Annotated in this window: 15 protein-coding genes; 4 read left to right on the top strand and 11 right to left on the bottom strand. The window is 42.8% G+C overall.

The features are described 5' to 3' along the window. Positions 1–175: 175 nt before the first annotated feature. Positions 176–709, bottom strand: a complete 534-nt coding sequence (locus tag KZP23_RS23030; RefSeq protein ID WP_317198054.1) for a septal ring lytic transglycosylase RlpA family protein — start codon at positions 707–709, stop codon at positions 176–178. Between the two features lie 128 nt (positions 710–837). Here KZP23_RS23030 and KZP23_RS08465 point away from each other — a divergent pair, with 128 nt between their 5' ends. Continuing rightward, positions 838–2,067: a metallophosphoesterase family protein gene (locus tag KZP23_RS08465; protein WP_226335785.1), complete on the top strand. Its 1,230-nt coding sequence runs from the start codon at positions 838–840 to the stop codon at positions 2,065–2,067. Beyond that, the gene (locus tag KZP23_RS08460; RefSeq protein ID WP_226335784.1) at positions 2,064–5,096 is read left to right on the top strand and encodes an SbcC/MukB-like Walker B domain-containing protein; all 3,033 of its coding nucleotides are present in this window, start codon (positions 2,064–2,066) and stop codon (positions 5,094–5,096) included. Before KZP23_RS08465 ends, KZP23_RS08460 begins: the two co-directional genes overlap by 4 nt. Positions 5,097–5,175: 79 nt before the next feature. On the opposite strand, the gene galB is transcribed toward KZP23_RS08460, so the two are convergent. The 6 genes from galB to KZP23_RS08430 form a co-directional block, all read right to left on the bottom strand. Further along, entirely contained in the window at positions 5,176–7,602 is a 2,427-nt protein-coding gene (galB, locus tag KZP23_RS08455; protein WP_226335783.1) for a beta-galactosidase GalB, read from the bottom strand. A 157-nt stretch (positions 7,603–7,759) separates the two neighbouring features. Beyond that, entirely contained in the window at positions 7,760–9,736 is a 1,977-nt protein-coding gene (locus KZP23_RS08450) for an alpha-L-arabinofuranosidase C-terminal domain-containing protein (protein WP_226335782.1), read from the bottom strand. A 368-nt stretch (positions 9,737–10,104) separates the two neighbouring features. Further along, complete coding sequence (locus tag KZP23_RS08445; protein ID WP_226335780.1) at positions 10,105–11,445, bottom strand: rhamnogalacturonan acetylesterase; 1,341 nt, start codon at positions 11,443–11,445, stop codon at positions 10,105–10,107. 78 nt (positions 11,446–11,523) lie between these two features. Next, a complete protein-coding gene (locus KZP23_RS08440; RefSeq protein ID WP_226335779.1) occupies positions 11,524–14,250 on the bottom strand; it encodes an exo-rhamnogalacturonan lyase family protein in 2,727 nt (908 codons plus the stop codon). A 39-nt stretch (positions 14,251–14,289) separates the two neighbouring features. Beyond that, positions 14,290–14,997 (bottom strand): DUF6250 domain-containing protein, encoded by a 708-nt coding sequence (locus KZP23_RS08435; protein WP_226335778.1) that lies wholly within the window; start codon positions 14,995–14,997, stop codon positions 14,290–14,292. Positions 14,998–15,358: 361 nt separating this feature from the next. Further along, the gene (locus tag KZP23_RS08430; protein ID WP_226335777.1) at positions 15,359–15,532 is read right to left on the bottom strand and encodes a hypothetical protein; all 174 of its coding nucleotides are present in this window, start codon (positions 15,530–15,532) and stop codon (positions 15,359–15,361) included. 341 nt (positions 15,533–15,873) lie between these two features. Between KZP23_RS08430 and KZP23_RS08425 the strand changes: the two genes are divergently transcribed. Both KZP23_RS08425 and KZP23_RS08420 read left to right on the top strand, forming a co-directional pair. After that, a complete protein-coding gene (locus KZP23_RS08425) occupies positions 15,874–16,998 on the top strand; it encodes a glycoside hydrolase family 88/105 protein (protein WP_226335775.1) in 1,125 nt (374 codons plus the stop codon). A 45-nt stretch (positions 16,999–17,043) separates the two neighbouring features. After that, a complete protein-coding gene (locus KZP23_RS08420) occupies positions 17,044–17,247 on the top strand; it encodes a hypothetical protein (protein WP_226335773.1) in 204 nt (67 codons plus the stop codon). 98 nt (positions 17,248–17,345) lie between these two features. Here the strand turns inward: KZP23_RS08420 and KZP23_RS08415 are convergent, their stop codons facing one another. From KZP23_RS08415 to KZP23_RS08400, 4 genes are all read right to left on the bottom strand, one after another. Further along, positions 17,346–19,973 (bottom strand): alkaline phosphatase D family protein, encoded by a 2,628-nt coding sequence (locus tag KZP23_RS08415; RefSeq protein WP_226335771.1) that lies wholly within the window; start codon positions 19,971–19,973, stop codon positions 17,346–17,348. 32 nt (positions 19,974–20,005) lie between these two features. Further along, positions 20,006–21,676: a RagB/SusD family nutrient uptake outer membrane protein gene (locus tag KZP23_RS08410; RefSeq protein WP_226335769.1), complete on the bottom strand. Its 1,671-nt coding sequence runs from the start codon at positions 21,674–21,676 to the stop codon at positions 20,006–20,008. 4 nt (positions 21,677–21,680) lie between these two features. Further along, positions 21,681–25,001: a TonB-dependent receptor gene (locus KZP23_RS08405; protein WP_226335767.1), complete on the bottom strand. Its 3,321-nt coding sequence runs from the start codon at positions 24,999–25,001 to the stop codon at positions 21,681–21,683. A 134-nt stretch (positions 25,002–25,135) separates the two neighbouring features. Continuing rightward, on the bottom strand, positions 25,136–26,308 hold the full coding sequence (locus KZP23_RS08400) for a FecR family protein (RefSeq protein WP_226335765.1): 1,173 nt from the start codon (positions 26,306–26,308) through the stop codon (positions 25,136–25,138). Positions 26,309–26,316 lie beyond the last annotated feature (8 nt).

The following is a 26,316-nucleotide window of genomic DNA, read 5'->3' as shown; positions in this document are numbered from 1 at the left end:
CAGCGCCTTCACAGAGATCCATGAGTCTTTTGGGAAAAATTAAACCCTTCCAACCTTTGAGCTTCCTCCGAGAACTTTGTGATAAATCTTTCCTCTTTACTCTTTGTTCTTTCCTCTTTATTCTATCTTCTCCATACTTTGTACTTGATACCTGATACTTAGTACTAAACAATTGCTACTCATCATCGCTTAGCTCCAAAGCTGTCCAGCTAAAAAGGGATTCAAGATCTTTTTCTACCTCAATGGGCTCATAGTACAATCTTAACCTTAGGCTTTCAGGGGTTTCATCCTCATAATAATCAATTAGATGGGCCATTGCAGCAGGCTTCAGCACACTGATATGCACCGGTGCCAGCCCCATTTGTATCATGCCCAGTTTTTTGGCCGCCCCCTTGGCCAGATCTATGGTCCGTCTTGAGTTTTGGGGTAAGCGGTCATTGATCTTAACGACGATTTCCTTGCCGTTTTTCAGGTTGGTCACCCTCACCATGGTCCCAAATGGAAGATGCTTGTGGGCAGCAGTCATCCCTTCCATATCAAAAATTTCCCCATTGGCCGTCCTTCGGTTATGAAAAAAACGCCCGTAATAACTGGCAATTCCTTTCTCTATCAATAAGGTCGAATCCGAGGCCACCATGGTCGGCTGTGCAGTTGCCTTAAAGCCCATCAATGCAACCAAGCACACAATTAAACACCAAGCTTTTTTCATAAGAATTGGCCTACTCAATTTAAATGCCAAATACTGTCATCGCCTTCAAATAGGTTTGCTTCACAAATTTTAAGCGCATAAATTTAATCTGAATTTTATTCAAAACATAAAATATGCATTTTTAAAATATGCTAAAAATCTTACATTCAGCCGATTGGCACCTAGGAAAACGCCTTCAAGAATATTCCAGACTGCCTGAGCAAGAGCTAGTTTTAGAAGAGATCATACAGATTGCAGATCGTGAAGATGTAGACTTGGTACTCCTTGCCGGGGATATTTTTGACACCTTTAACCCCAGCCATGAGGCAGTGGAATTATTGTACAAAAGCCTGAAAAGACTCTCCATGGATGGTCAAAGGCCCATTATTGCCATTTCTGGCAACCATGACAGCACCCAGTTTATCAGTGCCCCCAACCCATTGGCCAAAGAACTGGGTATACTTTTCTACAGCCAATACGACCAAGTGCTCAGCACTGGTCCATTGGACAGCGGCATCGAAATTACTCAAGCGGCTCCAGGCTTTGTGGAACTCAAACTTCCAACATATAATTTCCCCATCAGGCTCATACTTGCTCCCTATGCCAATGAAGTTTTGCTAAAAACCTATCTCGGAGAGGAGGACAAAGAAGCGGAGTTACGAAATGTACTCGGAGAAAAATGGCAGGAGATTGCGGACAAATACTGTGATGAAAAAGGTGTAAACCTCTTTATGGGCCATTTCTTCTTTATCAAGGAAGGCGAAAAGCCAGAAGCCGAACCGGAAAGCGAGCGCCCCATCCTCCATGTTGGGGGAGCACAAGCCATCTATACCCATCTTATTCCTGAAAGCATCCAATATGCAGCTTTGGGGCACTTACATCGCTACCATGCTGCGGACCACTCTCCCTGCCCCATCGTGTACAGCAGTTCCCCTTTGGCCTATAGTTTCAGCGAGGCCAATCAAGAGAAAAAAGTGGTCCTGGTAGAGGCAGAACCAGGAAAACCCGTCAGCTACACAGCCCAAGCTTTGGAACAAGGACGCCCCCTATACCAACAATCCTTTAGCAGTTTGGCGGATACCCTCAAATGGCTGGAAGCCAATCCCTATTGCTTTGTAGAAATCACCTTTGAAACCGACAGCTCCATAGACGCGGCCACCAGAAAGGCCATCATGAAAGCCCATGATGGCATCGTCAGCCTGATCCCTAAACTCTCGGACCTGGAACAAAGCCAGGACAATAGCCTGCAGGCCGAGGACCTTGGTCAGGATATGGGCACACTTTTCTCCCGTTTTTACCAAAGCGCCAAGGGCATCGCTCCCAATGAGGAAATCAAAACACTTTTTAACGAAATCATCAGCCAAAAAGAAGATCAATGATCCCTATCAAACTGGAAATCGAAGGATTATATTCCTATAAAGAAAAACAAAGCATCGACTTCACCCAGCTTACAGGAGCAGGCCTATTTGGCATTTTCGGGGCAGTTGGCAGTGGTAAATCCTCTGTCTTGGAAGCCATCTTATTGGCCCTTTATGGCAATACGGAAAGGCTGGCCAGCAAAGGAGAGAAAAACAGCATGGTCAACCTCCAGAGCCAAGCCATCTCCATCAACCTGGAATTCAAGGCGGGAAAAAACAACCAACAATTATATAAGGCCAGCTACCTGGCCAAAAGGAACCCCAAAAAGTTTGAGGACATCAAACCGGCCACCCATACTTTTTATGAACAACAAAACGGTTCATGGATGCCTTTGGAAATGGGTGCCGAGCAAATATTGGGTATGAAAATGTCCCACTTCCGCCAGACGGTCATTATTCCCCAAGGAAAATTCAGGGAGTTTATCGAACAAAAGCCCAAAGACAGGGCAGATATGATGAAGGAGCTTTTCGGTCTGGAACGCTTCGACTTGGCCGACAGGACCAGAAGATTACTCAGTGCCGAAAGGGAAAAGAAAACGATTCTCAACACCAAGTTGGAAGGCTTGGACACTTATACCAAGGAGGTTTTACAGCAATCCCTTGAACACCAGCAATCCCTTTCTGACCAAAGGGAAAGCCAATCAAAGCTCGTGGACCAGAAGGAGCAAGAGTTAAGAAAAGGCCAATCCATCAAAGAAAAAGCAGGACAACTCAAACAGCTTCTTGTCCAATGGCAAAGCCTGGAAGAAAAAATACCGGTATTCCAGCAAAAGCGTGAACACCTGGAACAATATCAAAAAGCATTAACCTACCTAAAACCTATTCTCGAACAAATCAAAGAGCAAGAAACGGAAGAGGAAAAGTATAGGGTAAGCGTCGTGGACTGCGAACGTTTCCAATCGACATTGGAACAGGAAATTGAACAGAAAGAAGCCAGGTACAATAAATTATACACAGAGTATAGAAAAAAAGGAGAGCGCGAAGCTCGTATCAGGGATTTATTACAGATCAAAAACCTTAACCAACTTGGCCTTGAGAAGCAATCCCTTCAGGAAGAATTGCATCGATTAACCAAAAACAGTCAGGAATTTCAATCCAAGAAAACCGAGATGGAAAAGGCCATCCAGGAGCAAGAGCAAAAGCTGGACAACCTGAAGGTGCCTTCCATGGAAGAAATCAGCAAAATGGAGGCTGCCTTGGTGGAAATGAGACAAAATGCCGGCAACCTCCAAAGTCTTGAGAGGCAGCTCAACAGCTTGGAAGAAAATTTAGCCTTATCAGAAAATGAGGTAAAATCCCTATTGACCGAACTCCATATCAACCATACTGATTTTGGCACATTGCTTCAAGAAAGCAACACCCAGCTTTCCTTATTGGAAAAGGAAAGGGAAAAGCTTTTACAGCAGCAGGGACTGTTTACCTATGCCAACCAACTTCAAGCAGGTGAGGCATGTCCTCTTTGCGGAGCCCTGGACCATCCTACCCCACTTTCCCATAATTTTGATCAGGAAAAGCTAAGCAATAATGAGCTTCAAATCCAGAAAAAAAAGACCAAACTGGAGCAGTATAGACAGGCCCAATCCAAGCATGAAAAGCTCCTGATCGGACAACAAAACGCCCAAGCCAATAAAGCCGAAAAGCTCACTGAAATCCAAAAACTAAAGGAACGAAACCAAACTTTAATCCAACAGTTTGGAGTGCTGGGCTTAAAGGATCAGGAAGCCATAGAAAACAGGCTTGTATCGGCCAAACATGAAATCCAAACAGAAAAAGAGCTAAGCTCCGGCCTTAAAAAACTACAAACAAACCATAGACAATTCTTAACAGAGGCCGAAAAAGACCTTGAAAAGCTGCAGGCCATAGATCATAAAGCAAAGACCCTAGACACAAAGATCGAGACCAAATTGGCCGAAATCAATTATCAGGATCTATTGGAAAAATACCAAAGTACCTCAGCCCAAAAAATCGACGAGGACATCTCAAAAGTAAAAACCTTTTTGGATGAGCTGGAAGTGAATCTCCCACGGGCGCAAGATGCCCTTAATGAAGCCAAACAAAAACAAACTACCAACCTCACCAACCTAAAGAATTACCAAAATCGACTGGAAGAGGTAAAAGGAAAGTTGATAAAGCTAAAGGATGAACTGGCCTTGAGTTTGGAAAGCCATGCATTCAAAGATGCCACAACAGTCAAACAGCTGTTGGCCAGTCAGATTGACCCGAAGCAATTGGAGGAGGAAATCAAGGAATTTGATAGGCAAAGAGACCTTTTCAAAGTGAAAATCCAAGAACTCAAAGCCGATCAAGCGGTGATGGAGTTTTCAATTGAAAGCTTTGAAAAAATGCAAGAGGAATACAAAATTGCTAAAAACACCCTGCATGAAATCCAAGAATCCCTATCCCTATTGACCAATAAAATAGGAGAGATCAAACTTAAGCTGGATGAAAAAAGTCAATTGAAAAAATCCCTTCAAGAGGTGGAAAACAGAGAGAGCAACCTGAACGAACTTAACAGGATGTTTCAGGGAAGCGGCTTTGTAAAATATGTCAGCAATATCTACCTCAAGGAATTGGTACAAACGGCCAACCTGCGTTTTATGAAATTGTCCAAAAACAGTTTGAGCCTAGATGTGGATGAATCCAATACTTTCTGGATCATCGATCACTTAAATGGAGGAAACAGGAGATTGTTAAAATCCCTTTCAGGCGGACAAACTTTTCAGGCATCCCTTTGCCTGGCTTTGGCATTGGCGGAAAAGGTAAAATCACTGAACAGGGCAGAACAAAGCTTTTTCTTTTTGGACGAAGGCTTTGGCGCCTTGGACAAAAATGCCCTAAGGACCGTCTTTGAAACCCTCAAATCCCTAAGGCATGAAAACAGGATCGTGGGAATTATCTCTCATGTCGAAGAGCTCCAGCAAGAAATCGGAGTATTTGCCAAAGTAGCCTTGGATACAGAAAAAGGCAGTCAGGTAAGCTATTCTTATTAAGTAATTCATGTTTCACGCAAGGCGCGCAGATTTTCCATTGCTAGTCCTTGTAGGCTTTGCGTGAAACAAAAATTAAAAGCTAATCTGAAGTAAGGGTGGTCTGAGCAGCCCTTAGCCCGTCAGAGCTAGCCCTTATGACAATTTCTCCCTTGCTTTCATTATTTTGAACGATCAGCAGGCATTTACCATTAAAGGCTTTTCTATGATCTGCCTTAAAAGATTCCAAAGAAGCCTGATAACCATTATCAACCCCGGCAATCTTAGCCGCTCCCTTCACTTCAAAATGGATCAGGTTATCCGCATGGGGTACCAAGACCCCTTTACTATCCACCACACTGACCGTAACAAAAGACAAATCCTTTCCGTCAGCTGACAGCTCCCTCCTATCTGGAGTTAAAAGTACCTTATCAGGATCCCCAGCAGTGTGCACCTGCCTTTCCAAAACCTGCTCACCATTTTTCCTGGATACCAATCTCAGTGAACCCGGCTCAAAATCCACACGCCACATGACGTGCATGGCATCTCCTTCCTTCTTCTTTACTCCAAGGGATTTTCCATTCAAAAACAATTCCACCTCATCCGCTTGACTATAATAAGCCCAGACATCCACCTGCTCACCTTTCTTCCAATTCCAATGTGGAAACAAATGCAAAACCGGCTTATCTGTCCACTCACTTTGGTAGAGATAATAAGCATCCTTAGGAAAACCAGCCAAGTCCACAATACCAAAATAGGAACTCCTTGCAGGAAATGGATAGGGAGTAGATTCTCCCAAATAATCAAATCCGGCCCAAACAAAAACCCCTGAAATATAATCTTTGCCCTTCAGCGCTTTTAAAGTTTCTTCATGGGTACTGCCCCAGTCAGCTGACACATGATCGTAAGATGAAATGGAATAATCTTCATCTTCCATACTTTCTTTCTCAAGGCTATTCATGCGAATAATCTTATCAGATGGCATTTCATAATGTCCCCTGGTAGCCAATGCAGACATTCCTTCAGCAGCAATCAAATTCATCATTGGATACCAATTATCCAGCATCGAATAGTCCTTATGTCTATAGTTAAATCCTAAAACATCCAAACTAGCCGACTGAACCACAAAGTTTTTTCCTGGCCTGTTTTCATTCAAGCCCGCTGTTATAGGCCGAGTCATGTCCAGCTCTTTGATGATCCCTGCCAATTCACTGGCTATACTGATTCCTGCACTGTCATATTGCTCTGGGATTTCATTTCCTATACTCCACATGATCACTGATGGATGATTTCTGTCTCTTAGGACCATAACTTCTAAATCCTTTCTGTGCCATTGTTCCCAATATATGTGTCCATCAGATTCCTGTTTTCCCTCCTTCCAAACATCAAAAGCTTCATCTTGCACAAGAAAGCCCATTTGATCACATAAATCCAATAATTCAGGAGCTGGAGGATTATGGGCTGTCCTGATAGCATTGACGCCCATTTCCTTCAATATCTTCAATTGCCTCTCAATGGCCCTTTTGTTTACTGCCGCTCCTAGGGCTCCTAGATCATGATGCATGGCAACCCCCTTAATTTTCATGGCTTGGCCATTCAGAGAAAATCCATTTTCAGGGTCAAACTTAAAATAACGTATCCCCAAAGGTGTTGTCAAATCATCCATTAGCTGTATACCAGCATATACTTTCGTCTCCACTTGGTATAAATAAGGATGTTCAATCGACCATAATTGCGGATTATCCACCTTGATTTCCTGAATAATCTCAGCATGCTGATTTCCTAAAACCGTCTCTTTTGTAGTTTGGCGTGCCACTTCAAGCCCCTCACTATTCAATATCCTGGTTTCTAAAGTCAAATGCCTTTGAACGAGACCTTCATTCTTAATGACTACCTCCAAATCCACCTGTGCCTGTTCCTGGCTCACTTGGGAAGTACTCACAAAAAGCCCCCAATGATCAATATGGATTTTCTCTGTCCTTACCAATCGAACATTCCTGTATATACCAGATCCAGTATACCACCTAGAATTGGGCTGGTCAGCATTGTCCACCTTTACGGCAAGGATATTGGCCTCATCGCCATAATTTAAGTAAGGGGACAAATCATATTTAAAGGAGCTATAACCATTTGGTCTTTCCCCCAATCTATGCCCATTGATCCAAACTTCACTATTACGGTATACCCCATCAAATTCTATCCAAATAATTTGTTCCACGGCTTCTTTTGGAAGTAAAAAAGTCTTTCTATACCAAGCTTTTCCTGCTGGCAAAGCACCTCCAGCCACAGTAGTGGGGTGATTTTCACTGAAATCCCCCGCTATGCTCCAGTCATGGGGTAAAGTAACTTCCTGCCAGCTAGAAACATTAAAATCTGCATTGAGGGCATTGGGATGGTCCCCCAATTTAAAATACCAGCCCTTATTGAAGTCAAGGATCATTCTTTGCTTTTTTGTTGAGCTGGAGCATGCCAGCATTAACATCACCAAAAAAACACCTAAAAAGAGCCTATATACCGTTCTTATCCTCATATTTCGTTCAAAACCTCAGACTTTATCCTGATTATTCTTTAGTAAAATAGCACAGATTCCCTAATAATTAAAACTTCCTTCAATACTTCGTCAATTCTTAGGCATGAAAAAAGGCCAACCTCTCGGCTGGCCCTCTCCCAATCAAACAATATTATTTCTATTTACTCAATTTAACTTTCCCGACATTTACAGACTGTCCTTTGAGCTCCAACTCAATTGTCTTTTTACTGATTATAAAGCTTTTTTCTTGCGGTTCTACTGCGACAGGATTCTCCAATGAGTTAAATGCTTCCAAGTCCTCATGGGCCATTTCAATTAAAACACCTTCTCCATTGCCCCTATATTTTCCATCCAATTTGATGCTGACTTTTTTAGCCGCTGTAGATGTGTTCACAATCTTGAAGATCATTTCACCACTATCTTCATCTAATACGGCAGAAGCATACAAATTATCCTCTCCTGCCAAGCTTTTTCCATCTGCAGTAATTGGCAATACATCTGTGCCTCTATTGGTCGAAAATAATTTCTGCACATGATAATTAGTCGTACCATAAGACCTGAGATTATCAAACCAGATCAAATCAGGATTCCACTGCCAGCCATTTACATGGGCAAAAAGTGGCGCATAGGATGCCAGCCTTACCACCTCAGCATTTCTCTCCAAACCCGTCATAAAGGCCGCTTCTGACAAGGCCGCTTCCCAATTATTGCGTTTCCAAGATTCGCTGACCGTAGTACTATGGGCAGCATACTCTCCGGCAAAAACTTTGGGACCATTTCGGTCATAATCATCGTACCTTCTGGCATTCTCCCTGAACCAGGATGGTGGCCTATAATAATGCTCATCCACCAGTTCTGCATCCATCTCCTTCAACTCTCCCCATAGGTAATCAAACTCATGGCCATCAGGAAAAGGGCCCGAAGTGGATACAATGGTGATCTCTGGATAGGCTGCCTTGATGGCTTTCTCAAAAATCTTTGCCCGCTCAATATACTGTGGCCCCCAGTTTTCATTGCCTACACCAATAAACTTCAGGTCAAAAGGCTCAGGATGCCCCATTGCTGCCCGTTTGGCACCCCATTTACTGTCTACAGGTCCATTGGCAAATTCAATCAGATCCAAGGCATCATTGACATATTCGTCCAAGGCTCCAATAGCCACCTGCTCTCCCGTATTAAACTGACAGGCCAAGCCACAACTCAAAATAGGCAGGGGTTCTGCGCCCAAATCTTCTGACAACTGGAAATATTCAAAAAAACCAATACCGAAAGACTGGTAATAATCGGGCGTGGTACGGTGCGCAAACTCAATATTCCATCTGTTTTTGATCACCTCGCGCTCCTCCATTTCTCCAATGGTCTTTTTCCATTCATAACGGTTCTCCAAATCAAAACCTTCCACGATACAACCACCTGGAAAACGCAAGAACCCCGGCTCCATATCGGCGAGCAATTGCACCAAATCCTTCCTTAAGCCTCTTTTTCTTCCCTTCCAAGTATCTTCCGGGAACATAGAGATCATATCAATATCAAGTTCTCCTTCTCCTTCCAGCAAAACATGAAATCCTACTCCGTCCAAGGTTTTGGTTGCCGTCATTACTATCTCATATTCTGCCCATTTACTGGTAAAACCACTTACGAAACCTTCTCCAATTACCGCTCCACCAGCCAGTAACTTTGTGCTAAGGGCTAAATCATCCCCTTTGGCCAGTTTAGCAATAAAAGTCACCGTGTACTTTAGCCCCTCTTTGACGGCCATTCCACGAAACCCTTCATTACTTACCCCAAAATTTCCTGTATTATTTAAGCGTTGCAAGCGCAGGTATTTATGGTTGACACCGCTCGGATGATTCCTATTAAAAACATATCCTTTTGCGCCATTGTCCTCCACTCTTCTCCAACCCATCATGGGATTTTCAAATTCAAAAGAATAGTTCTTGATCATTTCGGCATATAAGCCACCGTCCGCAGCAAAATTGATATCTTCAAAAAACAATCCCCACATATTGGGGGAGACATCACTGACCTTTTCATTCAGGTCAATTTCTAAAAGAGTAGTTTGGTTTTGAGCTTGGCCCAATAATGGCAGCAAAAGTGCCAGTATTCCAAGCATTAGGGGGTTTAGCTTGTTCATCGTTGAGGTTATTATTAGATGTTATTGTTCATGGCTCCGACAAGGAATCAGTATTTACTCCATATCCTACCATCCATTCGTATAAATAATAAGGTAAATATAGGAAAAATATTTAATTGTTATTTATACACTTAAAAATATTCATTGATCAAAACGAAAAGTTGAATTTCATTGGTTCGCTTCCTTTTTTGAGTCAGAGGCTCAAATTTATCATGTACCAAGTCAGAGGACTAGGTACAACTTAGTCACGACATGCCACAAAATGAGGAAAGCTGTTCAGAATTTGAAATCCCGAACAGCTTTCTCTTGTTTCCCCACTCATTTCTCCCTATTCAGTACTTGATACTAAATACTTGAGAAGCATATTTTCAATCTCCATCTGGTTTAATAATGGAAGTCCTGGTACTCAATGGCCAGTAAAATTCCTCAAAAGAGGGCGGGTTTTCTGGATCATAACTTGGCAATCCTTTTTTAAGGTACTTTTTGAGCCTTAAGTTGGTAGCTTTTAACCCCTCTACCACACAGCTGGCCAACTGATAGGCACCATAAGTACTGAAGTGGGTGTCATCGGCAAAATCTTGTGTCTGCCCTTCGAAGGTTCCTGCAGGAAAATGCACAAAAGCCTTTTTAGAATATTCCTCACCCCAAGCCTCATATAGGACTTTGCTCATGGCATTGAGATCAATAAGAGCAATACCGTCTTCTTCGGCCAATTGCCGCATGGCCTCCGGATATTCCTCCAAGGTATTGATGATTTTGCCTTCTTTATCAAACCGCCTTCGGTGCATGGAAGTCACTAGCACAGGAATCCCACCCTTCTCCCTTATGGCAGCAATATATTCCCTTATGATCTCTTGATAAGTAGTAAAAGGTGCTACATGACTGCCCCCAGGTTTCTGGTCATTATGGGCAAACTCCATAAAGAGATAATCACCCGGCTTCATCAAACTGAGGATATTATCCAATCTTCCTTCCCCACGGAAGGCCTTAAAAGTCTCTCCTGATTCTGCATGATTGGCGATGACCACTTTTCCGGGTTTGAAGAAAACAGGAAACATCTGACCCCAAGCCGCCCAAGGTTCATAGGCTTGGTCAACTACCGTACTGTTACCCGCCAAAAACACGGTTGGCGCCTTGGTATTGGGACTTATTTCAATGGACACCAGCTTGGGCGCATCACCATTGAACTCCAATGTCAGCTGATGATCCCAATGCAGGTAATCCAATTCCCTGCTCTTTAACCTCACCTTGCGATCAGTTCTTGCTATCTCGGGATAGCGAACATGTACCGAAAAACTTTTTTCCACTTGTCTGGCATATTTCGTAGTAGTTTTGTCCAGCATCAAGCGCCTATTCTCTGCCCTCACGGTCGTAGAAGAAGTTCCCTTAGGATCTCCCAAAACTACTTTTACATCATAATTTCCCTCAGGCACATCTACTGTAAAGAAAAATGGCCGATCACTACTGACAAAATCCCCCTTCAATGCATCCTTACCATGGTTAAATGCCTGTGGCTCCTTACCCTCCAAAAAACCATATCCCCTTGATTTATTGTATTTATGGGCTGGCAACACTTGCTGGTAGCCCTCACTTATCGCTCCATTTCCAAAGTCAAATTTCCAGGATCTACCCACCACTTTTTGGGCATGACTGCTATTGCCAAGTACCAACAAAACCATTGAGGAAAACAAAATCAATATGTTTTTCATTTTTTCTTTATTTAGTAATGAATAAGGAGTCATGAGAATTGAACTCTTGTCTCCAGACTTAATGCACATGATGATTGACTATTCTTTTAACTCTTCCCCAACTAAGCCCAAACACTCAATGGCAGCCAATCCCCATTGGGCAGTGGCATTGGTGGACAGTCTTCCTTCTTCCATAGGCCTCAACACCTCTGGCCCCTCCACTTGGTATACATTGGGCTTTTCAAACTTATATCCCGCAGCACCTCCGAAAAATTCCTTCCAAGCACGCTGCGCCAATGCATGGTCATTAGTCCGTTTGGCAGCATAAGCCGTCAAACGACTATGCCCCTGCCCCAAATTCAACTTGCCCAGGGCATTGCCCAAGGCCTTTTCCTGTTCTTCCGAACTGGCATTATATAATGTACAGTACTGCACCCAAGCTGCTTCGAATTCCGGCATGTCAAAATTCTCTATCAATTCTGCACATATTTCCATCAACCCAAAAACAGCACTCAAATGGGAAGCCCCAGCTCTTTGGTGCTCCTGAATTTCAAATTTCCCTGTTCTCAAATCCATCCGGCTACCACCAGTGAAAAAACCCTTAGGTTGCGCGGCAATGGTCTTCATACTATTTACTAGCTTTTCTTTGATCTTTGGATCTCCTGTTCTCTCCCACTCAGTCAACCAAGCTGCTGAAATAGCACCGTAATCTGTACCAAATCCCAAATAAACACTATGCGGATCATCTTCTGTCTCCCAAACGGATTTATTACTCACCTTTCTGGTAGGAGGGATAGCCTTCAGGGTAGCTGCTGCATTGACTTGCTCTTCCATCAAATCTCCCACTCTTTCATCAGCTGTCAAATAGTAATAAAAACGCCTGTTAGCTGCTGTGGAAATCCTTAGTTGCTTGGCACTACAGCCCCAATGCTGCACATTATGTCTGCTTCCTAAGGGGGCAAAGCGGCCAAGATGATGCACATCCACTTCTCCTGTATGTCTGGTCATAGCCTCAGCCATTCTAAAAACCTCTGCTTTACCTGTCCTCAAAAAATAATACCAGAGCCAGAGATCAGTAGACAATTCGGAGTTATCCCAGGCAAAGCCTCCTACATCATAGCGCCAAGTATGCCGGTCAAAATCATAGCTATGCATGACATCCCCATAATCCCAGAAGCCATACCATCGTCTGTCTTCCACCTGCTGCTGATAAAAATCAAAATGATCTTGCAAATAATCTTCAATTTGTGCCTTCCTGGCCGTAGTCTTGTCAGGCAAATCCCAAATCTTCCCAAATACACCTACTTGATGCAGGTATTCAGGAGCAGCCATCACCTGAGTGGGCTGTTCGACTCCATTGGAAAGGGCATTAAATAATTGGTGGTCCGGCGTTTCTGCCAAAACCGTAATACACATCTCACTGGTCCTGGCTACTCCCTTGGCCGTTCCAAAACCAGGCTCATAATCCTCATAGGTAATATTTAAAGCATCCAACTGCTTTTCATAAGTATCCTGTCCCATGCCATCATGGTAAAACCGCAGATCCATCGCCGGGGCATCCGGGGCCCATAGCCACATGCTTACTTCCGCACTTTCTGTATGAGCATTTCTGATATCCAATTGTGCTGGATAGCTTTGCCAAAAATTGCGGATACCAAAGGCCACTCCTCCCGCAGGACCACCCACATAGGCAGTACCCCGAGCACGATCTCCAAAGCCAGCTTTTAACCAGGAATGCCCGGCAGCTGTCCGCTTTCGAATGGCAAAAGCATCAGGACTCGTTTGGGACAAAGTATAATCGCCAAAAGCCGGAATATAATGTAATCGAGAGGACACATTTTCAGGGAACTCACTAGTAGGGGGTGTCTTTTCACCTGCCAATTGGGCTTCCTTCACCTTAGGACCAGGATCCCTTCGTAATCCTGTCAGTCCCCTCACCGCTTCAGCAAAAATCCCTTCTTCCTTTCCTGCAAACCTTATATGACGATCATGTAACTTATCCTCCATAGGCACATCAAAACGAAGCCCCAGGCCTTTAATAAAATCTTTTGCTTCTTCACCATCATACACTATCGTATGCATGGTCTTAATGGACGCACCACCAGCGTAAAAGTAAAACCTAATGGTAAAGAGTAGCCAGTTGGGATGACCATCAGCTGCGTGCTTTCCCTGCACTTTTACCACTGTCCTGAGTGGACCTGCTTGTTCTAAATCTACTTGATCTATTGATCCCTCAAATAAGCTGGTCTTAATATTTTCCTTTTCTCCCAAGACCCCATTCTGATGCAATAAGACCAATCGGCCATTTTTCAAACTTTGCCGGCCATTTCTGCTCACCTCTTTCAAGAGATATGTCCCTTTCTTGTTAATCTGACATCGGATAAGCCCAGTATCAACGATTATTTTGTCTTCCTCCTCGACCGTCTTCATCGTTTTTTTGAATGGGACTTTTTTGCCCGGAGCTAATTTTAAAGGCCCCTCCAATAGACCATAGTCGGCGATGGCATGACCAGTCCACTTCAAGCTCCCATCAGGCCAATAGGCCAAAGGCCAAGTTTGAACAGCTTGCTCGGAACCTCCCTCGGTCATTAAAACAAATTCCTCCTTTTTTACCTGCCCCTTTGGCCAAGGTATCCCAAAGGTCACCCCACTTTCAGTCTTGTTTTTGACGCTTTCCAAAGCGCTTATTTCTACAGCCTTCGCTTTGCCCATCCCATCCCGATTTGGGATCATGGCTTCGGACAGTCCCGGTGCCAGATAAATGGAAGAGGATAATAAAGCCGAGTGCTTTACAAAGGTTCTACGGGAAGAAGAGTGCTTATTCATAAATCAAATAGGTTATTTTAGATTAAGTATTTTTAGGGATCAATTTTGCAAGGTATTGTCTGTGATTTCCCTTATCTTAAAGTCATCAATTTCTTGGTGGGACCATACCTGTCTAAAGCCAAAATACCCCTCTTGGAGCGGACTTTCATCCTTGTATTCAAAGTAAAGCTCACCATCCACCCAAAAGCTTATCAGGCCATTTTCAACAATAATTTTGATATCATACCAGTGGTTGGGCTTTAGTAGATGAAGATCATCGTTTAATTCAAAAATCAACTTTCTTTCTCCATCTCCCAGGTATTTTCTAAAACGTGTAGTGGAATTTTCATTCCCTCCAAATCCCACATAATACATACTGAGAGAATCGTATTCCATGAACTTTCCACCACGGGTGAACAAATTTTTATTTCGGGGATCTGTCGCCATCCAAAATTGGTTCAGGTCTGATAAGCGATCATTGGGACCATCTGCCACTACCACCTTTCTTTTATAGCTTATTTCTATATTGCCCTTGAGTTGCTTATTTAACCAGACCGTGAGGCCTCCCTTACTGTCCAATACCAGCTTTCCCTCTTTTGTGCCCACATAAGCATGTTCCATACTGTCCATCTCTACTTTCCAAACATCCTGGTCCAGTGTGGCGGAAAAACCGTCTTCAAAACGTAAACTTTCAGATCGTATTTTTGTAATGCTGGTCTTACTGGAATTGACTGAACAGGTACAGGAAGCACAAAACATCCCAACCATACTTAATAGCAGAATTAAACGCGAATTTTTCATTAGCTATGCCAAATTCTTGAGCTTATACATTAATGATTGTGCATGGAATGACACGCACAAAAAACTTTCCTTCGGAGCGAACTCCTATGATATTCATCAACAAAAGTGACTAGATACGCACAGGAGGACAAATTCAGGATACCATGATCCTATCCTTAGGACTTTCTCCCACAAAATATTAATAAATGTTTTAGTAACTCTTCTGAGGTGTTATGGTTCCTAAAACCGTAGACATGGACAAGGATGAAAAAAACCAATAGAGAATCAAGGCAAAAAAAACGGCAAGACCTGAGATCTTGCCGTAATGGTCATTATAGAATTTTATTTTCTATTCCTCAATGCTTGAAATTTCCACATTATCACTGTAGGAATTTCCTGTGATTTGCTGAATTTCCGTTCTGAAATTGGCAGCTAACACACAAATTAAAAGTGTAGCCAAATAGACTAGCAACTTTGTTTTCCAGCTCAAACTGGTCCCTTTTTTCAATTTCAAGTAATTCATGGCATTTGGGTGATTGTTAATATTCCCTTAATATATGTCATTCTCATTTTTCAGACAAGTCTGTTTGAACTTAATTTTCAAACCTTATTTAAAACTATTTACATACATTATTTTGTTTTTAATATATTTTATTGAAATAATTATTTTTTATTTTCTCCTAAAAGGACTACCAAAACCTTCCTTTACAGCATTTTTTTCACCACTTCCAACCTCTCCTTTCAGAAAACAGGACATTACAGAACAAGCAATCTATCCCAAATACTTAATTTTATAAAAATGGTCGATTACATCATCGATGTATCATATTAAAACCCAGAATCAATCAAGATAAATAAATGATCATGTGCATTAGAAAATCCATTTTATTCAGCCTAGTACTGATCTCCTGTATAGGAATTTTAAAAGCCCAAGAGCTACCCAGCCAAAAAGAGATCATGGACCAAATGGTCTTGACCAATCAGTATTTGATGGACAAATGGCCCGATCCAGGTGTCAATGTCATCACCAATAGAGAACGGTCCAGTAACCTATGGACCCGTGCGGTTTACTATGAAGGGTTGATGGCGCTTTATTCCTTGAAAAATGACAAGGCCTATTATGACTATGCCGTTAAATGGGGGGAATCTCACAATTGGGGTCTAAGAAATGGCGCCCAGACCCGCCATGCCGACAACCATTGTGCTGGGCAAACCTATATTATGCTGTATGAAATGGATCCACAACCTGAAAGGATTCGAGACATTCAGGCATCGATAGATGAAATGTTAGCCAGCTATAAGATCAATGATTGGGACTGGATCGATGCCCTGCAAATGGCCATGCCGGTTTTTGCCCAATTGACCAGTCTGACTGGTGACAAGAAATATTCAGAACGCATGTATGAGATGTATATGGACACCAAGGTCACTCAGGGACTTTTTAATCCTATTGATAATTTATGGTGGAGAGACAAAGACTTTCTTCCTCCCTACCAAGAACCTAATGGGAATGATTGCTACTGGTCCCGGGGCAATGGCTGGGTGGTAGCAGCCATGGTACGTACTTTGGAATTTTTGCCCAAAGATGATCCTCACAGATTTGAATATGTACAAATGCTTCAACGCATGTTAAAATCTGTTTTGACGGTGCAAAGAACAGATGGTTTTTGGAATGTCAGTTTACATGACCCTACCCATTTTGAAGGAAAGGAAACTTCCGGCACTGCGCTATTCCTTTATGGCATGGCCTGGGGTGTAAACAATGGACTTCTGGAAAAAGAAGTATATATGCCCGCCATCACCAAAGCTTGGAAAGCCATTTCCAATGAGGCTATTCATGACAATGGCTACTTGGGATTTCTTCAAGGAACAGGAAAAGAGCCCAAAGATGGTCAACCGGTAACATACACCAGCAAACCTGACTTTGAAGATTATGGCTTGGGATGCTTTCTCTTGGCTGCTTCTGAGATGTATAAATTAATGAAGTAATTAATTCCAAGTTGGACTCCCCAAGCTGGGGATAAAAAGGAAACCATGGCTGCCTTCAATAAGTCTAAAAATGGAAAAATAGTTGTTTTGACTTTTCATGATATTCCAGACCTGGAGCATCTATGGATTAATCCACCTCCAGCCCAGTTCAAAAGCTATTTGGAATACCTGTCCAAACACAATTACAAGGTCATCTCTTTAAAAGAATTCATCAATATACCTACAGCAAAAAACTCCAACCTGACCTGAGCAAACCGCTTAAGAATTAAAAACTACTCACGGGTTAAATGAAAACAGCAGGCCAATGACCTGCTGTTTTCTTTCTATTTCCATAAGCTGAAAGCTGCCTATACTTTAAAAGAAACAGTCCGAAAGGCTCCCTCTTCATTGCTAAGTACTAAGCCCGCCAGCACTTGAGACTGTCCTGACTCCTCTTCCTGAATAATAGCGGTATATTTTCCTTTTTCGAATACCTTAGGTCTAAAACTATTTCCCTTGATTCTCAAGCAATATTCCGTCTGCCCAGTGGCTTCATTAACCAGTTTCAACACCGGATCCGGCTTACCTTCTATTTTCAGTAATGGAAGGTAGCCAACAGCCTTTCTGGAGTAATTATCATCTTGAGAAACCATAACAGGCCATCCTTCATATTGTCCATCAGGATTCTTTTCTGGATCTACATATCTTGGCCAGCATTCCATCTTCATAGTTCTGGCGGATTTGTCAAAGGTCACTATGCCATATCCCGTTGCCCTATCATAAATCAGGGCAGGTTTCCTTCCTGTTTGGGAAGGATTGGCTACGGCATGTATGGTCATCTTATTTCCAAAGCCATCATGAAAATTTCCCGTATTGTCTGATTTTCCAGGCAAAGATTGATGATCATCACTCAATTGGGGCCACCATCTCCTAGGAAAAAGATTATTGAGGGCCGGTCCTGCAAAAGCATAACCGGAATCTCCGAAATCGTCCACCCCATAATGCACCACACTGGCCAAATGCTGGTCACCAGCGATGTGTAAAGCAAAGGACTTCCTGATAATTTTCAAGGCTTCATCCCTACCTTTTTGAGGCCAGCCATTGGAATCCATATCCGATGTCGGCGCATCTCCTGAGACATACTCCCCAGGCGCTGGAATAGGCAATTTTGGGACAATACTATCAATAATACTTCCTTCAGGCAAAGTAGCAACTGTACAGAAGTTGGTCTGGGACAAAACTGCTTTCATCTGTACTGAATTGGGCCAATTTACCGTCCAGTTTTCAAGAAATTCCAATTGTCTTTCTCCCAGCAGCTGGGCTTCGATATCATAGTATTTTTTGATATCGAAATCCCGGTTTTGGATAAAGCCATTGGTAACTTTTGCTTCTTCAGGGAGAACATTTTTTGGGGCAGTCTTGAACTTTCTGTCTTCCAAAATAGCAAAGCTGACACCACCGTATATCCAATCTGTATAATAAGCACCAATCCCCTGCTTGACAGGGCTTGGATCGTAGGGATCTGGCAAATGACCTGTTTGCGTCTTCTGAACCATATTCACCCACTCCGGAGGCATTTTATAGCCCCCTTGATCTTGAGCCACATAGCCCCACCCTTCATCTGAGGGAGCATGTTTCCCGCCTTCTCCCCATACATTTCCATGATAAACATCATGGTCATCTGGAATAAATGCACTGGGAATATGACGGAATATTTCGCGGTAGGACCAACCAAACATGTACCATTTACGGAGATAGTCCAAGGATGCTTTTTCTATGGGAGAGGTTTGTATTCCAAAACCTCCCGTACCTTCATAAAACTGATCCCCTAAAAACACCGCTAAGTCTGGCTGGTGTTTGGCCACATGTTCACTGACTTCCCCATCTGGAAAGCCATAATCTGCATTACAGCTGAACACAGCCATTTTCACTTGGGATATATCTGTAGGTTCCTTGGCGATGGTTCCCTCATAGGTATAGGCCTTTACCTGCTCCAAAAGAGACAGCTCCAGATGAACCTGATAAGAAACAGCATCGGCTTGTTCCCAATTTTCTATTCTAAACTGTGCCACCCTTCCCATGGGATCCACTGTACTTTCCTGAAGCGTCTCCCATTTTCCATTGGTTTTTACTTTCAAGGATATCTTCTTACCCGATATGGCTTCAATCGGGGCCAGCTGGGCATTCAATTTAAGCGTCTTATCATGCAGGGTGTACTGCGCAAAACAAATCGGCCCAAATTCCCGATCTTCAAACTGCAACACTTTTGCTCCCTTTAATTCCCAATTGGAAAACGCCACGGAAGGCTGATCACTTCCTTGTTTGGAGTCACCTGGAAAATGAGACACCAAGGCCAAAGCTCCTGAAACAGTGGCCGAAGCCATCCCTTCAACCTGATGCGCTGCTAAGGTATCTCCACTTTCAGAAAGGGCTGTCAATTTCAAATGATAAAGGCCTGCTTTTGGCTCAGCCACTAACCTCAACCTCAATGTTTGGTTCAAAGATATACTTTCAGCCCCCTCACTATCTCCAATAAACAACTCCCCATTTCCCCTGACACCAACATCAAGTCCTTTTCCAAACACCGCGGCTGATCGGTAGTCATCAAATTTCCCTTTTGCCCCTAGGCGAAAACCTGCATAGACATCTGAACTTGAACTTACCTTTTCGGCCAACCAATCCATGGTAACATTGAGCTCAAAACCTCCCTCTTGATCACCTAGTTCATGAGACAATGTATATAGGGTCCTGTTATTACCTTGGACCACACAGGTGGCTTTGCCCTTCCTGATTTCCCAATCTTGTAACCTGTTTCCCCAAAAATCCGGGCCAACCCACTTCATATCTGGCCACAGATGCCAAGAGCTTTCATAGCTTTTATTATTGACTAGCGCTACTGGAATCACCTTCCCCTTTTTCAATGGAGCTCCTCCTAGCAGAACATGTGGAACAACAGAACTTAAGGCAATGGCTTTAACAGCGTATCTTCTTTTCATAATTCAAAAATTAATTAATGACCAAAATCTGCTTACTGTCCAAGGTTAGGATTGATATTCACCTCTGATTCTGGAATAGGCCATTGATCATCCACCCCTGGTCGGAAGTTTTTTGAAGTCACAAACCACCTAAAATCCGGATCAAGCTTCTTGGATGTAGTAGCATATTTTTCAGAGTCAGGGAAAGGAGCTCCCCAGAAATCACCCACCAACACTTCTTCACCGATTTCCCATCTAAAAATATCCCATAAACGGATTCCTTCGAAGGCCAACTCTATTCTTCTTTCATTTCTCAGTATTGGACGCAAAGCTGCTGCATTGGTCTCCTGAATGGCAGGAAGTCCTACTGATGCGCGTCCACGAACTGCGTTGATCGTTTGGTCCAGCAATTCCTGGGTAATCGGATTGCCTGCTTCCAACTCAGCTTCAAGGTAGCTCAGCAGTACTTCCGCATAACGTATAATTGGAATATTTCCCCCATAATCATTGCGTAAATTACCTGTAAAGGACTCATCAAAAAACTTCCTAAGGCCGTAACCACTTCTGGTTGCTTGCTTTGAGTAAGTCAGCTGGTCAACTGAGCTGGTGGCATCCGGGTGACAGTTATAGATATTTGATCCAAAGGTACTGTTATTCCAAAGGAAATTATACCTGAACCGAGGATCTCTGTTCTCACCCATATCATCATAGTTGAACCGAGGGTCGTCATAAGAAAGAGGACTGCCATCATCAAAACCATAAGCATCAGTCAGGCTGCCCAGAGGGTTGACAAAATGCCAGCCACCGGAAATGGCAGGATAGGCATGTTGTGGCAACGCATTCGGTGCCTGCCCGGGAGCAAATTGCGAACTAAAGATATTCTCCGAGCTATTTTCCCCATTGGGATTAAACAAAGATTGATAATCAGGATCGATTTCATTATCCCCTAAATCAATGATTTGCTTGTAAGCGGCAGAAGCTTCTGTAAACCTCTTTTCGCTAAGGTATATCCTACCCAGAAATGCCAATGCCGCCTGCTTACTGGCTCTTCCCATTTCTGATGCCTGAAGCTCCCCATAAGCCGGCAGATCCTGAACAGCAGCAGCAAGCTCATCAATAACAAACTGCACAATAACCGATTTCTCTGCTTTCACCACATTATTGGCCTCCTCGGGAGTCAAAGTTTCTGTCACCAAAGGTACAGCCCCCCAAAACTGCGACATGTAGAAATACTGTGTAGCTCGTAAAAACTTCGCCTCTGCAGCCATTCTTTGGATTTTTTCCGTTGACATGTTTACAGACTCTATATTTTCCAGAAAATCATTGCAGATCGCTATTCTTTTATACGACCCTTGCCAATAACCATTGATCACATTGTTATTGGGAAGCAGAGTTCCATTGGTCAGCCTGTTAATGGTAGAATTATCTCCACGGCGATCATAACCATTGTCCGTCGCCAATTCCAAAAACACCATTCCACAATAAGTCCACCAATCACTGGGCACGACCTGGGTACCAAACTCAATGCCCCCTCGGTACATTCCAGTCAATGCTATCAATGCATCCGATTCGGTTCTCCAAAAATTTTCTTGGGCAAATGCATTTGATGGATACTGGGAAAGCTTATCCTCACAAGAAAACAACAAGAGTAGAACAAGGCTTAAAACCACCTGTAACTTGAAAATACTTTTTGATTTTTTATGCGTTATTTTAGGAAATGCCATGGTCTTAGAATTTAATATTTACACCTAAAGTATATGTTGCCAAGATGGGATAATATGCTCCGGCAGTATTGATTTCAGGATCCCATCCTTGTCTGTAGGAGTTGAAGGAAAGCAGGTTCTCTCCACTCAAGTAAAGCCTCGCCTTTTGGAGTCCTATTCTTTCCGCAGCTGCCTGCGGAAGGGTATACCCAAGCTGAAGGTTTTTCACCCTAAGGTAAGCGGCATTCATCACCCAAAAATCAGAAAGTACTGTGTTTGGCGTACCACTATTGGTAATCACTTCCAAACGAGGATAATCAGGATAACGCTCAGGATTATCGGGATCAAATCTTCCTTCCATCTGCCATCTCTGGATATTGCCCAAGTTGAAAAATGCCCATCCCGCATAGTTGTTCAAGAGGCCACTGACACCAGCCGCTCCTTGCATCAAGACAGAAAAGTCAAAGCTTTTGTAATTTAGACCGAAATTGAAACCAAAATTATATTTTGGGATACGACTTCCCAGATAGGTACGATCATAGGTGGGATCTACCTTACCATCCGGTACTCCGTCAGGTCCGCTGATGTCCTTATACCTAATATCTCCTGCCTGAGGGTTAGGGTTGACAGCAGTCTGAGTGGGCCAATCACCTATGTCCTCTTGGCTAAGAAACACACCGTCTGATTGATAACCATAGTACATTTCCATGGGATAGCCAATAAACAAGTTGGAACCATTACCCACAAAGCCATTTGGCTGCTCAACGTTACCCAAGCCAAGGGTGACCACTTCGTTATTGATCAAGGAAAAATTTCCCGCAAAGGAATATTCAAAATCCCCACTTCTATTTCGGTATCCCAAATCAAATTCAAAGCCTGAGTTTTTGGCTTCACCAGTATTGGTTTCACTCATGCTAACGCCCAATACGGAGGAAACACTAGCAGAAGGCTGGAACAGAATATCCGTGGTAGCCCTGTTAAAATAAGTGGCATTAAAAGTGAGCTTGCCCTCAAAAAAGCCTGCTTCAAACCCCACATCTGTGGTCGTGGTGGATTCCCATTTGATGCCAGCATCTTTGTAAGTAGAATAAGCCGCACCAGTTGCAATGCCACCACCGATTGGGTAATTCCGTCCTGACTGCAGCACTCTCTGATAAGGGTAATTCCCAATATTCTGATTCCCTAACATACCCCATGAGGCCTTAACTTTAAGATCAGACACCCAATTTACATTCTGGAAAAAGTCCTCTTCTGATATTCTCCATCCCAATGCCATTGAAGGAAAGAGTGCATACTTGTTACTTTCAGGAAACCTGGATGAACCGTCATATCGGACAGTAGCCTCAAATAGGTACTTTTCATCGTGGTTATATTTTAACCTGGAAAATAAGGACTGGATCGCCCATTCGTCATCATATCCGCCAGAAAGCTGATTATCCGCACCTCCCATTCCTAGCACTGTATAGTCATTGCTCGGAAAATCCTGTCGGTAACCATTAAAGTAATTAAGAATTTGGTTTTCAAAAGAGTAGCCTACCAAAAAATCCAAGGTATTATTATTAATCTCCTTGGTGTACTCGGCTAATAATTGGGTAGTTTTATATACTTGCTTATTGCTGTATTGGTTCAAATAGGACTGTGCAAGGTACACGTCATCGTTGAGCCGCTGTGAGGCCAAGTAGGAGCGTTGCTCTAATAGCGTGAAATTATACCCCCCTATTCCTGTTAACACCAGCCCTTTAACCGGTGTCCAGGCCAATCTGACATTTGCTCCCATCCTGGACTCTGGATTTTTCAGATAAGAGGCAGACTGCAACCAAGAAATTGGTGTACCGCCACTTTCAGGACCAATGCCAAAATCCCCATTGGAGGCTTGCCCCAAATAAACAGCCGGGTAACGCAAAGCATTTTGGATCAACTGATCGGAAAGTTCCCCTCCTTTGTTGGCAGTCGCCTGAGGTTCATTCCGCTCTTCAATGGCACCAAACAACCTCGTCGTCATGGTGAGGTTCTTGCCCAGATCACTTTCCAAGTTCAAACGAATATTATATCGTTTATAATTGTTTCGTTCAATGATCCCTTGCTGACCAAGGTATCCTGCAGAAAGAAAGTATTTATGAACATCCCCACCACCGTTTAGGTTGATTGTGTGACCGGTCTGTACTCCTTTTCTGGAAAAAAGCTCATCCAAAAAACGGGTGTTTGGATAATTATCCGGATCAGACTGGTTCCTATATTTCTCAATATCTTCTTCTGTATAACTGTTGCTTCCAGAAGCAATATTATAGAGCTCTGCAAATTCCCAAGAGTTGGCCAAATCAGGTAATTCTGTTGCTTCATTGAATCCCACATAGCCATTATAACTGACTGTTAGCTTGCTTTCGCTACCGCTTTTAGTAGTAACCAAAATAACTCCATTTGCTGCCCGTGCACCATATATTGCCGCAGAGGAAGCATCTTTTAGCACCGATACGGACTTGATATCATTAGGATTTATGTCATCCAAGGTACCCGGGATACCATCAATGATTACCAAGGCATTGGGAGTAGCCCCAAAAGACCCTACACCCCTTACACGGATGGATCCGCTGCTTTGCCCAGGACGGCCTGAACGTTGAATCACTGTAACCCCAGGCATTTGTCCGGTGAGAGCTTGGGTTGCGTTTGGCACTGGCCGGTTTTCAATGCTTTCAGAAGAAATTTGTGAAACAGACCCAATCACATTGACTTTTTTCTGGGTGCCATATCCGACGACCACCACTTCATCCAGAGATTGCGCATCTGGTACCATTGACACATCAATCTTGGTTTGGTTTCCTACCGCTACTTCATATTTTTCGTAGCCCAAAAAACTAAAAATCAAAGTCGAACCTTCATCTACATCAATATTGTATTTCCCATCTATATCCGTCACTGTACCCCGAGTGGTCCCTTGAATTTGAACCGTTGCACCAGGGATAGGCTGCCCATTTTCATCGGTAACGGTTCCTGTAATTTCAATTGCTTTTAATTCTTTTAGTATTTTTGTTTCATTCTTTTTTAGGTTTTCTGTTTTTCTGATGATAACGGTCTTATCATGAATTTCATAGATAAATTCATGAGGGATCAAAATCTGATCTAACACTTTTTCTAAGCTTACCTTTTTCAGGTTGATGTTGACTTTTGGTATTTCCTTTATCAGGTCCGATCGGTACAGGAAATTAAACTCGCTCTGGCTTTTAATTTCCTCAAACACTTGTTCTACAGTGGCTTGATGTAAGTCTAGCGCCAATTTCACATTTTGGGAATATGCACTCGCTGAAACTTTCATCACACCCACCAAGATGAGGATTAGGGTGAGTTTCATGATTTTTAACATTTTACCCCATACACCGAGGGGTAGGTTACTGGGCATTTTTTTCATAATTTTAAGTTGCTTAAATAAAACATTGAGATTTAATCGATTTGTTTTGAGGAGGATGTTGGTAGCATCCTCCTTTTTTAGTTAATAGTGATCGTCCTCCTTTCTATTTTAAACTTTATATCACGGGTTTTTTCCAATAATTTCAACACATCTTCCAGCCTTTCGTACCTCCTCACCTTTCCAGTAAAAGGTAACTTTTTGGCTTGTTCATTATCAAACTTTATGGTGACGTCATACCATCTAGCCATATCCTGCATGATTGCCTCCAGGGGCTTATCCTTGAAATAAAACCAGCCTTCTTTCCAAGAAATATATTCTTCAACATCCACCATTCTTTGCTCAATGGTATTTTGACCTTTTATGAATACACTTTGTTGGTTTGGAGACAATAGCAGTGGGTTTTCAGGTACTTCTTCCAAATAGACATTGACCTTTCCTTCTACCAGAGTAGTGTAGATTTCTCCTTCTTCCTGATAGCTGGAAATATTAAATGAAGTCCCCAATACTTGCACGACTTGTCCTTGGCTAAGGACCTTAAATGGTTTTTCTTTGTTCCTTGAAACCTCAAAAAAGGCCTCCCCTGTAAGCTCTACCACCCTATCTTTCCCCACAAATGCAGTCGGATACTTCAAGGAAGACCCTGCATTAAGCCATACTCGGGACCCATCTGCCAAAGTCAAGTTAAACTGCCCGCCTCTAGGGATCACCAAAGTATTGTACTTCACTTCTTTGACCACCTCTTTATTGCTATTGTATTTGAGAGTTGTTCCTTGACTGGAAATCTCCGCACCGTCTATTTCAAGACTAAGAGCTTTACCTGACGAAAGATTATATGAGCTCCCATCATCCATCATAAGAATGGCTTTCTCTGATCCTGGAATAATGGATGAATCAACCTGCATCGGGATTTCCTCTTGAAAAAGTGCAGGTTTTAGGATGGTCAAAATGGCAAAAAATAAAACTATAGATGCCGCCACTGCCCCCCAGAAGAACATAGGCCTACTTTTTCTTCTGGGCAGTTGAGCATTGATTTTTTTTGAAAAACCTGGCCAAGCTTTCTTGGCAAGATCCGTTTCGCTTTCAAACTGTGAACCATTTTTATAAAAAGCTATCACCTTGTCAAAATAATCCTTATGATCTTTGCTTTCAGCCAACCAGCCCTGTAAGCGATCTTCTTCCTCGACCGTTAACTCGGAATGGATTTTTTTCCAAACAATTGAAAAATCAATATTTTCAGAATTTTTACTCACCTATTTTT

The sequence above is a fragment of the Echinicola marina genome (assembly GCF_020463795.1).
Taxonomy (GTDB): Bacteria; Bacteroidota; Bacteroidia; order Cytophagales; family Cyclobacteriaceae; genus Echinicola; species Echinicola marina.
This window is presented reverse-complemented; position numbering and strand designations above follow the sequence as displayed.

What these genes read in the sequence shown, in the direction of transcription:
- KZP23_RS23030 (WP_317198054.1), bottom strand. Translation starts at nt 709, where the DNA reads ATGAAAAAAGCTTGGTGTTTAATTGTGTGCTTGGTTGCATTGATGGGC.
- KZP23_RS08465 (WP_226335785.1), top strand. Translation starts at nt 838, where the DNA reads ATGCTAAAAATCTTACATTCAGCCGATTGGCACCTAGGAAAACGCCTT.
- KZP23_RS08460 (WP_226335784.1), top strand. Translation starts at nt 2,064, where the DNA reads ATGATCCCTATCAAACTGGAAATCGAAGGATTATATTCCTATAAAGAA.
- galB (WP_226335783.1), bottom strand. Translation starts at nt 7,602, where the DNA reads ATGAGGATAAGAACGGTATATAGGCTCTTTTTAGGTGTTTTTTTGGTG.
- KZP23_RS08450 (WP_226335782.1), bottom strand. Translation starts at nt 9,736, where the DNA reads ATGAACAAGCTAAACCCCCTAATGCTTGGAATACTGGCACTTTTGCTG.
- KZP23_RS08445 (WP_226335780.1), bottom strand. Translation starts at nt 11,445, where the DNA reads ATGAAAAACATATTGATTTTGTTTTCCTCAATGGTTTTGTTGGTACTT.
- KZP23_RS08440 (WP_226335779.1), bottom strand. Translation starts at nt 14,250, where the DNA reads ATGAATAAGCACTCTTCTTCCCGTAGAACCTTTGTAAAGCACTCGGCT.
- KZP23_RS08435 (WP_226335778.1), bottom strand. Translation starts at nt 14,997, where the DNA reads ATGGTTGGGATGTTTTGTGCTTCCTGTACCTGTTCAGTCAATTCCAGT.
- KZP23_RS08430 (WP_226335777.1), bottom strand. Translation starts at nt 15,532, where the DNA reads ATGAATTACTTGAAATTGAAAAAAGGGACCAGTTTGAGCTGGAAAACA.
- KZP23_RS08425 (WP_226335775.1), top strand. Translation starts at nt 15,874, where the DNA reads ATGTGCATTAGAAAATCCATTTTATTCAGCCTAGTACTGATCTCCTGT.
- KZP23_RS08420 (WP_226335773.1), top strand. Translation starts at nt 17,044, where the DNA reads ATGGCTGCCTTCAATAAGTCTAAAAATGGAAAAATAGTTGTTTTGACT.
- KZP23_RS08415 (WP_226335771.1), bottom strand. Translation starts at nt 19,973, where the DNA reads ATGAAAAGAAGATACGCTGTTAAAGCCATTGCCTTAAGTTCTGTTGTT.
- KZP23_RS08410 (WP_226335769.1), bottom strand. Translation starts at nt 21,676, where the DNA reads ATGGCATTTCCTAAAATAACGCATAAAAAATCAAAAAGTATTTTCAAG.
- KZP23_RS08405 (WP_226335767.1), bottom strand. Translation starts at nt 25,001, where the DNA reads ATGAAACTCACCCTAATCCTCATCTTGGTGGGTGTGATGAAAGTTTCA.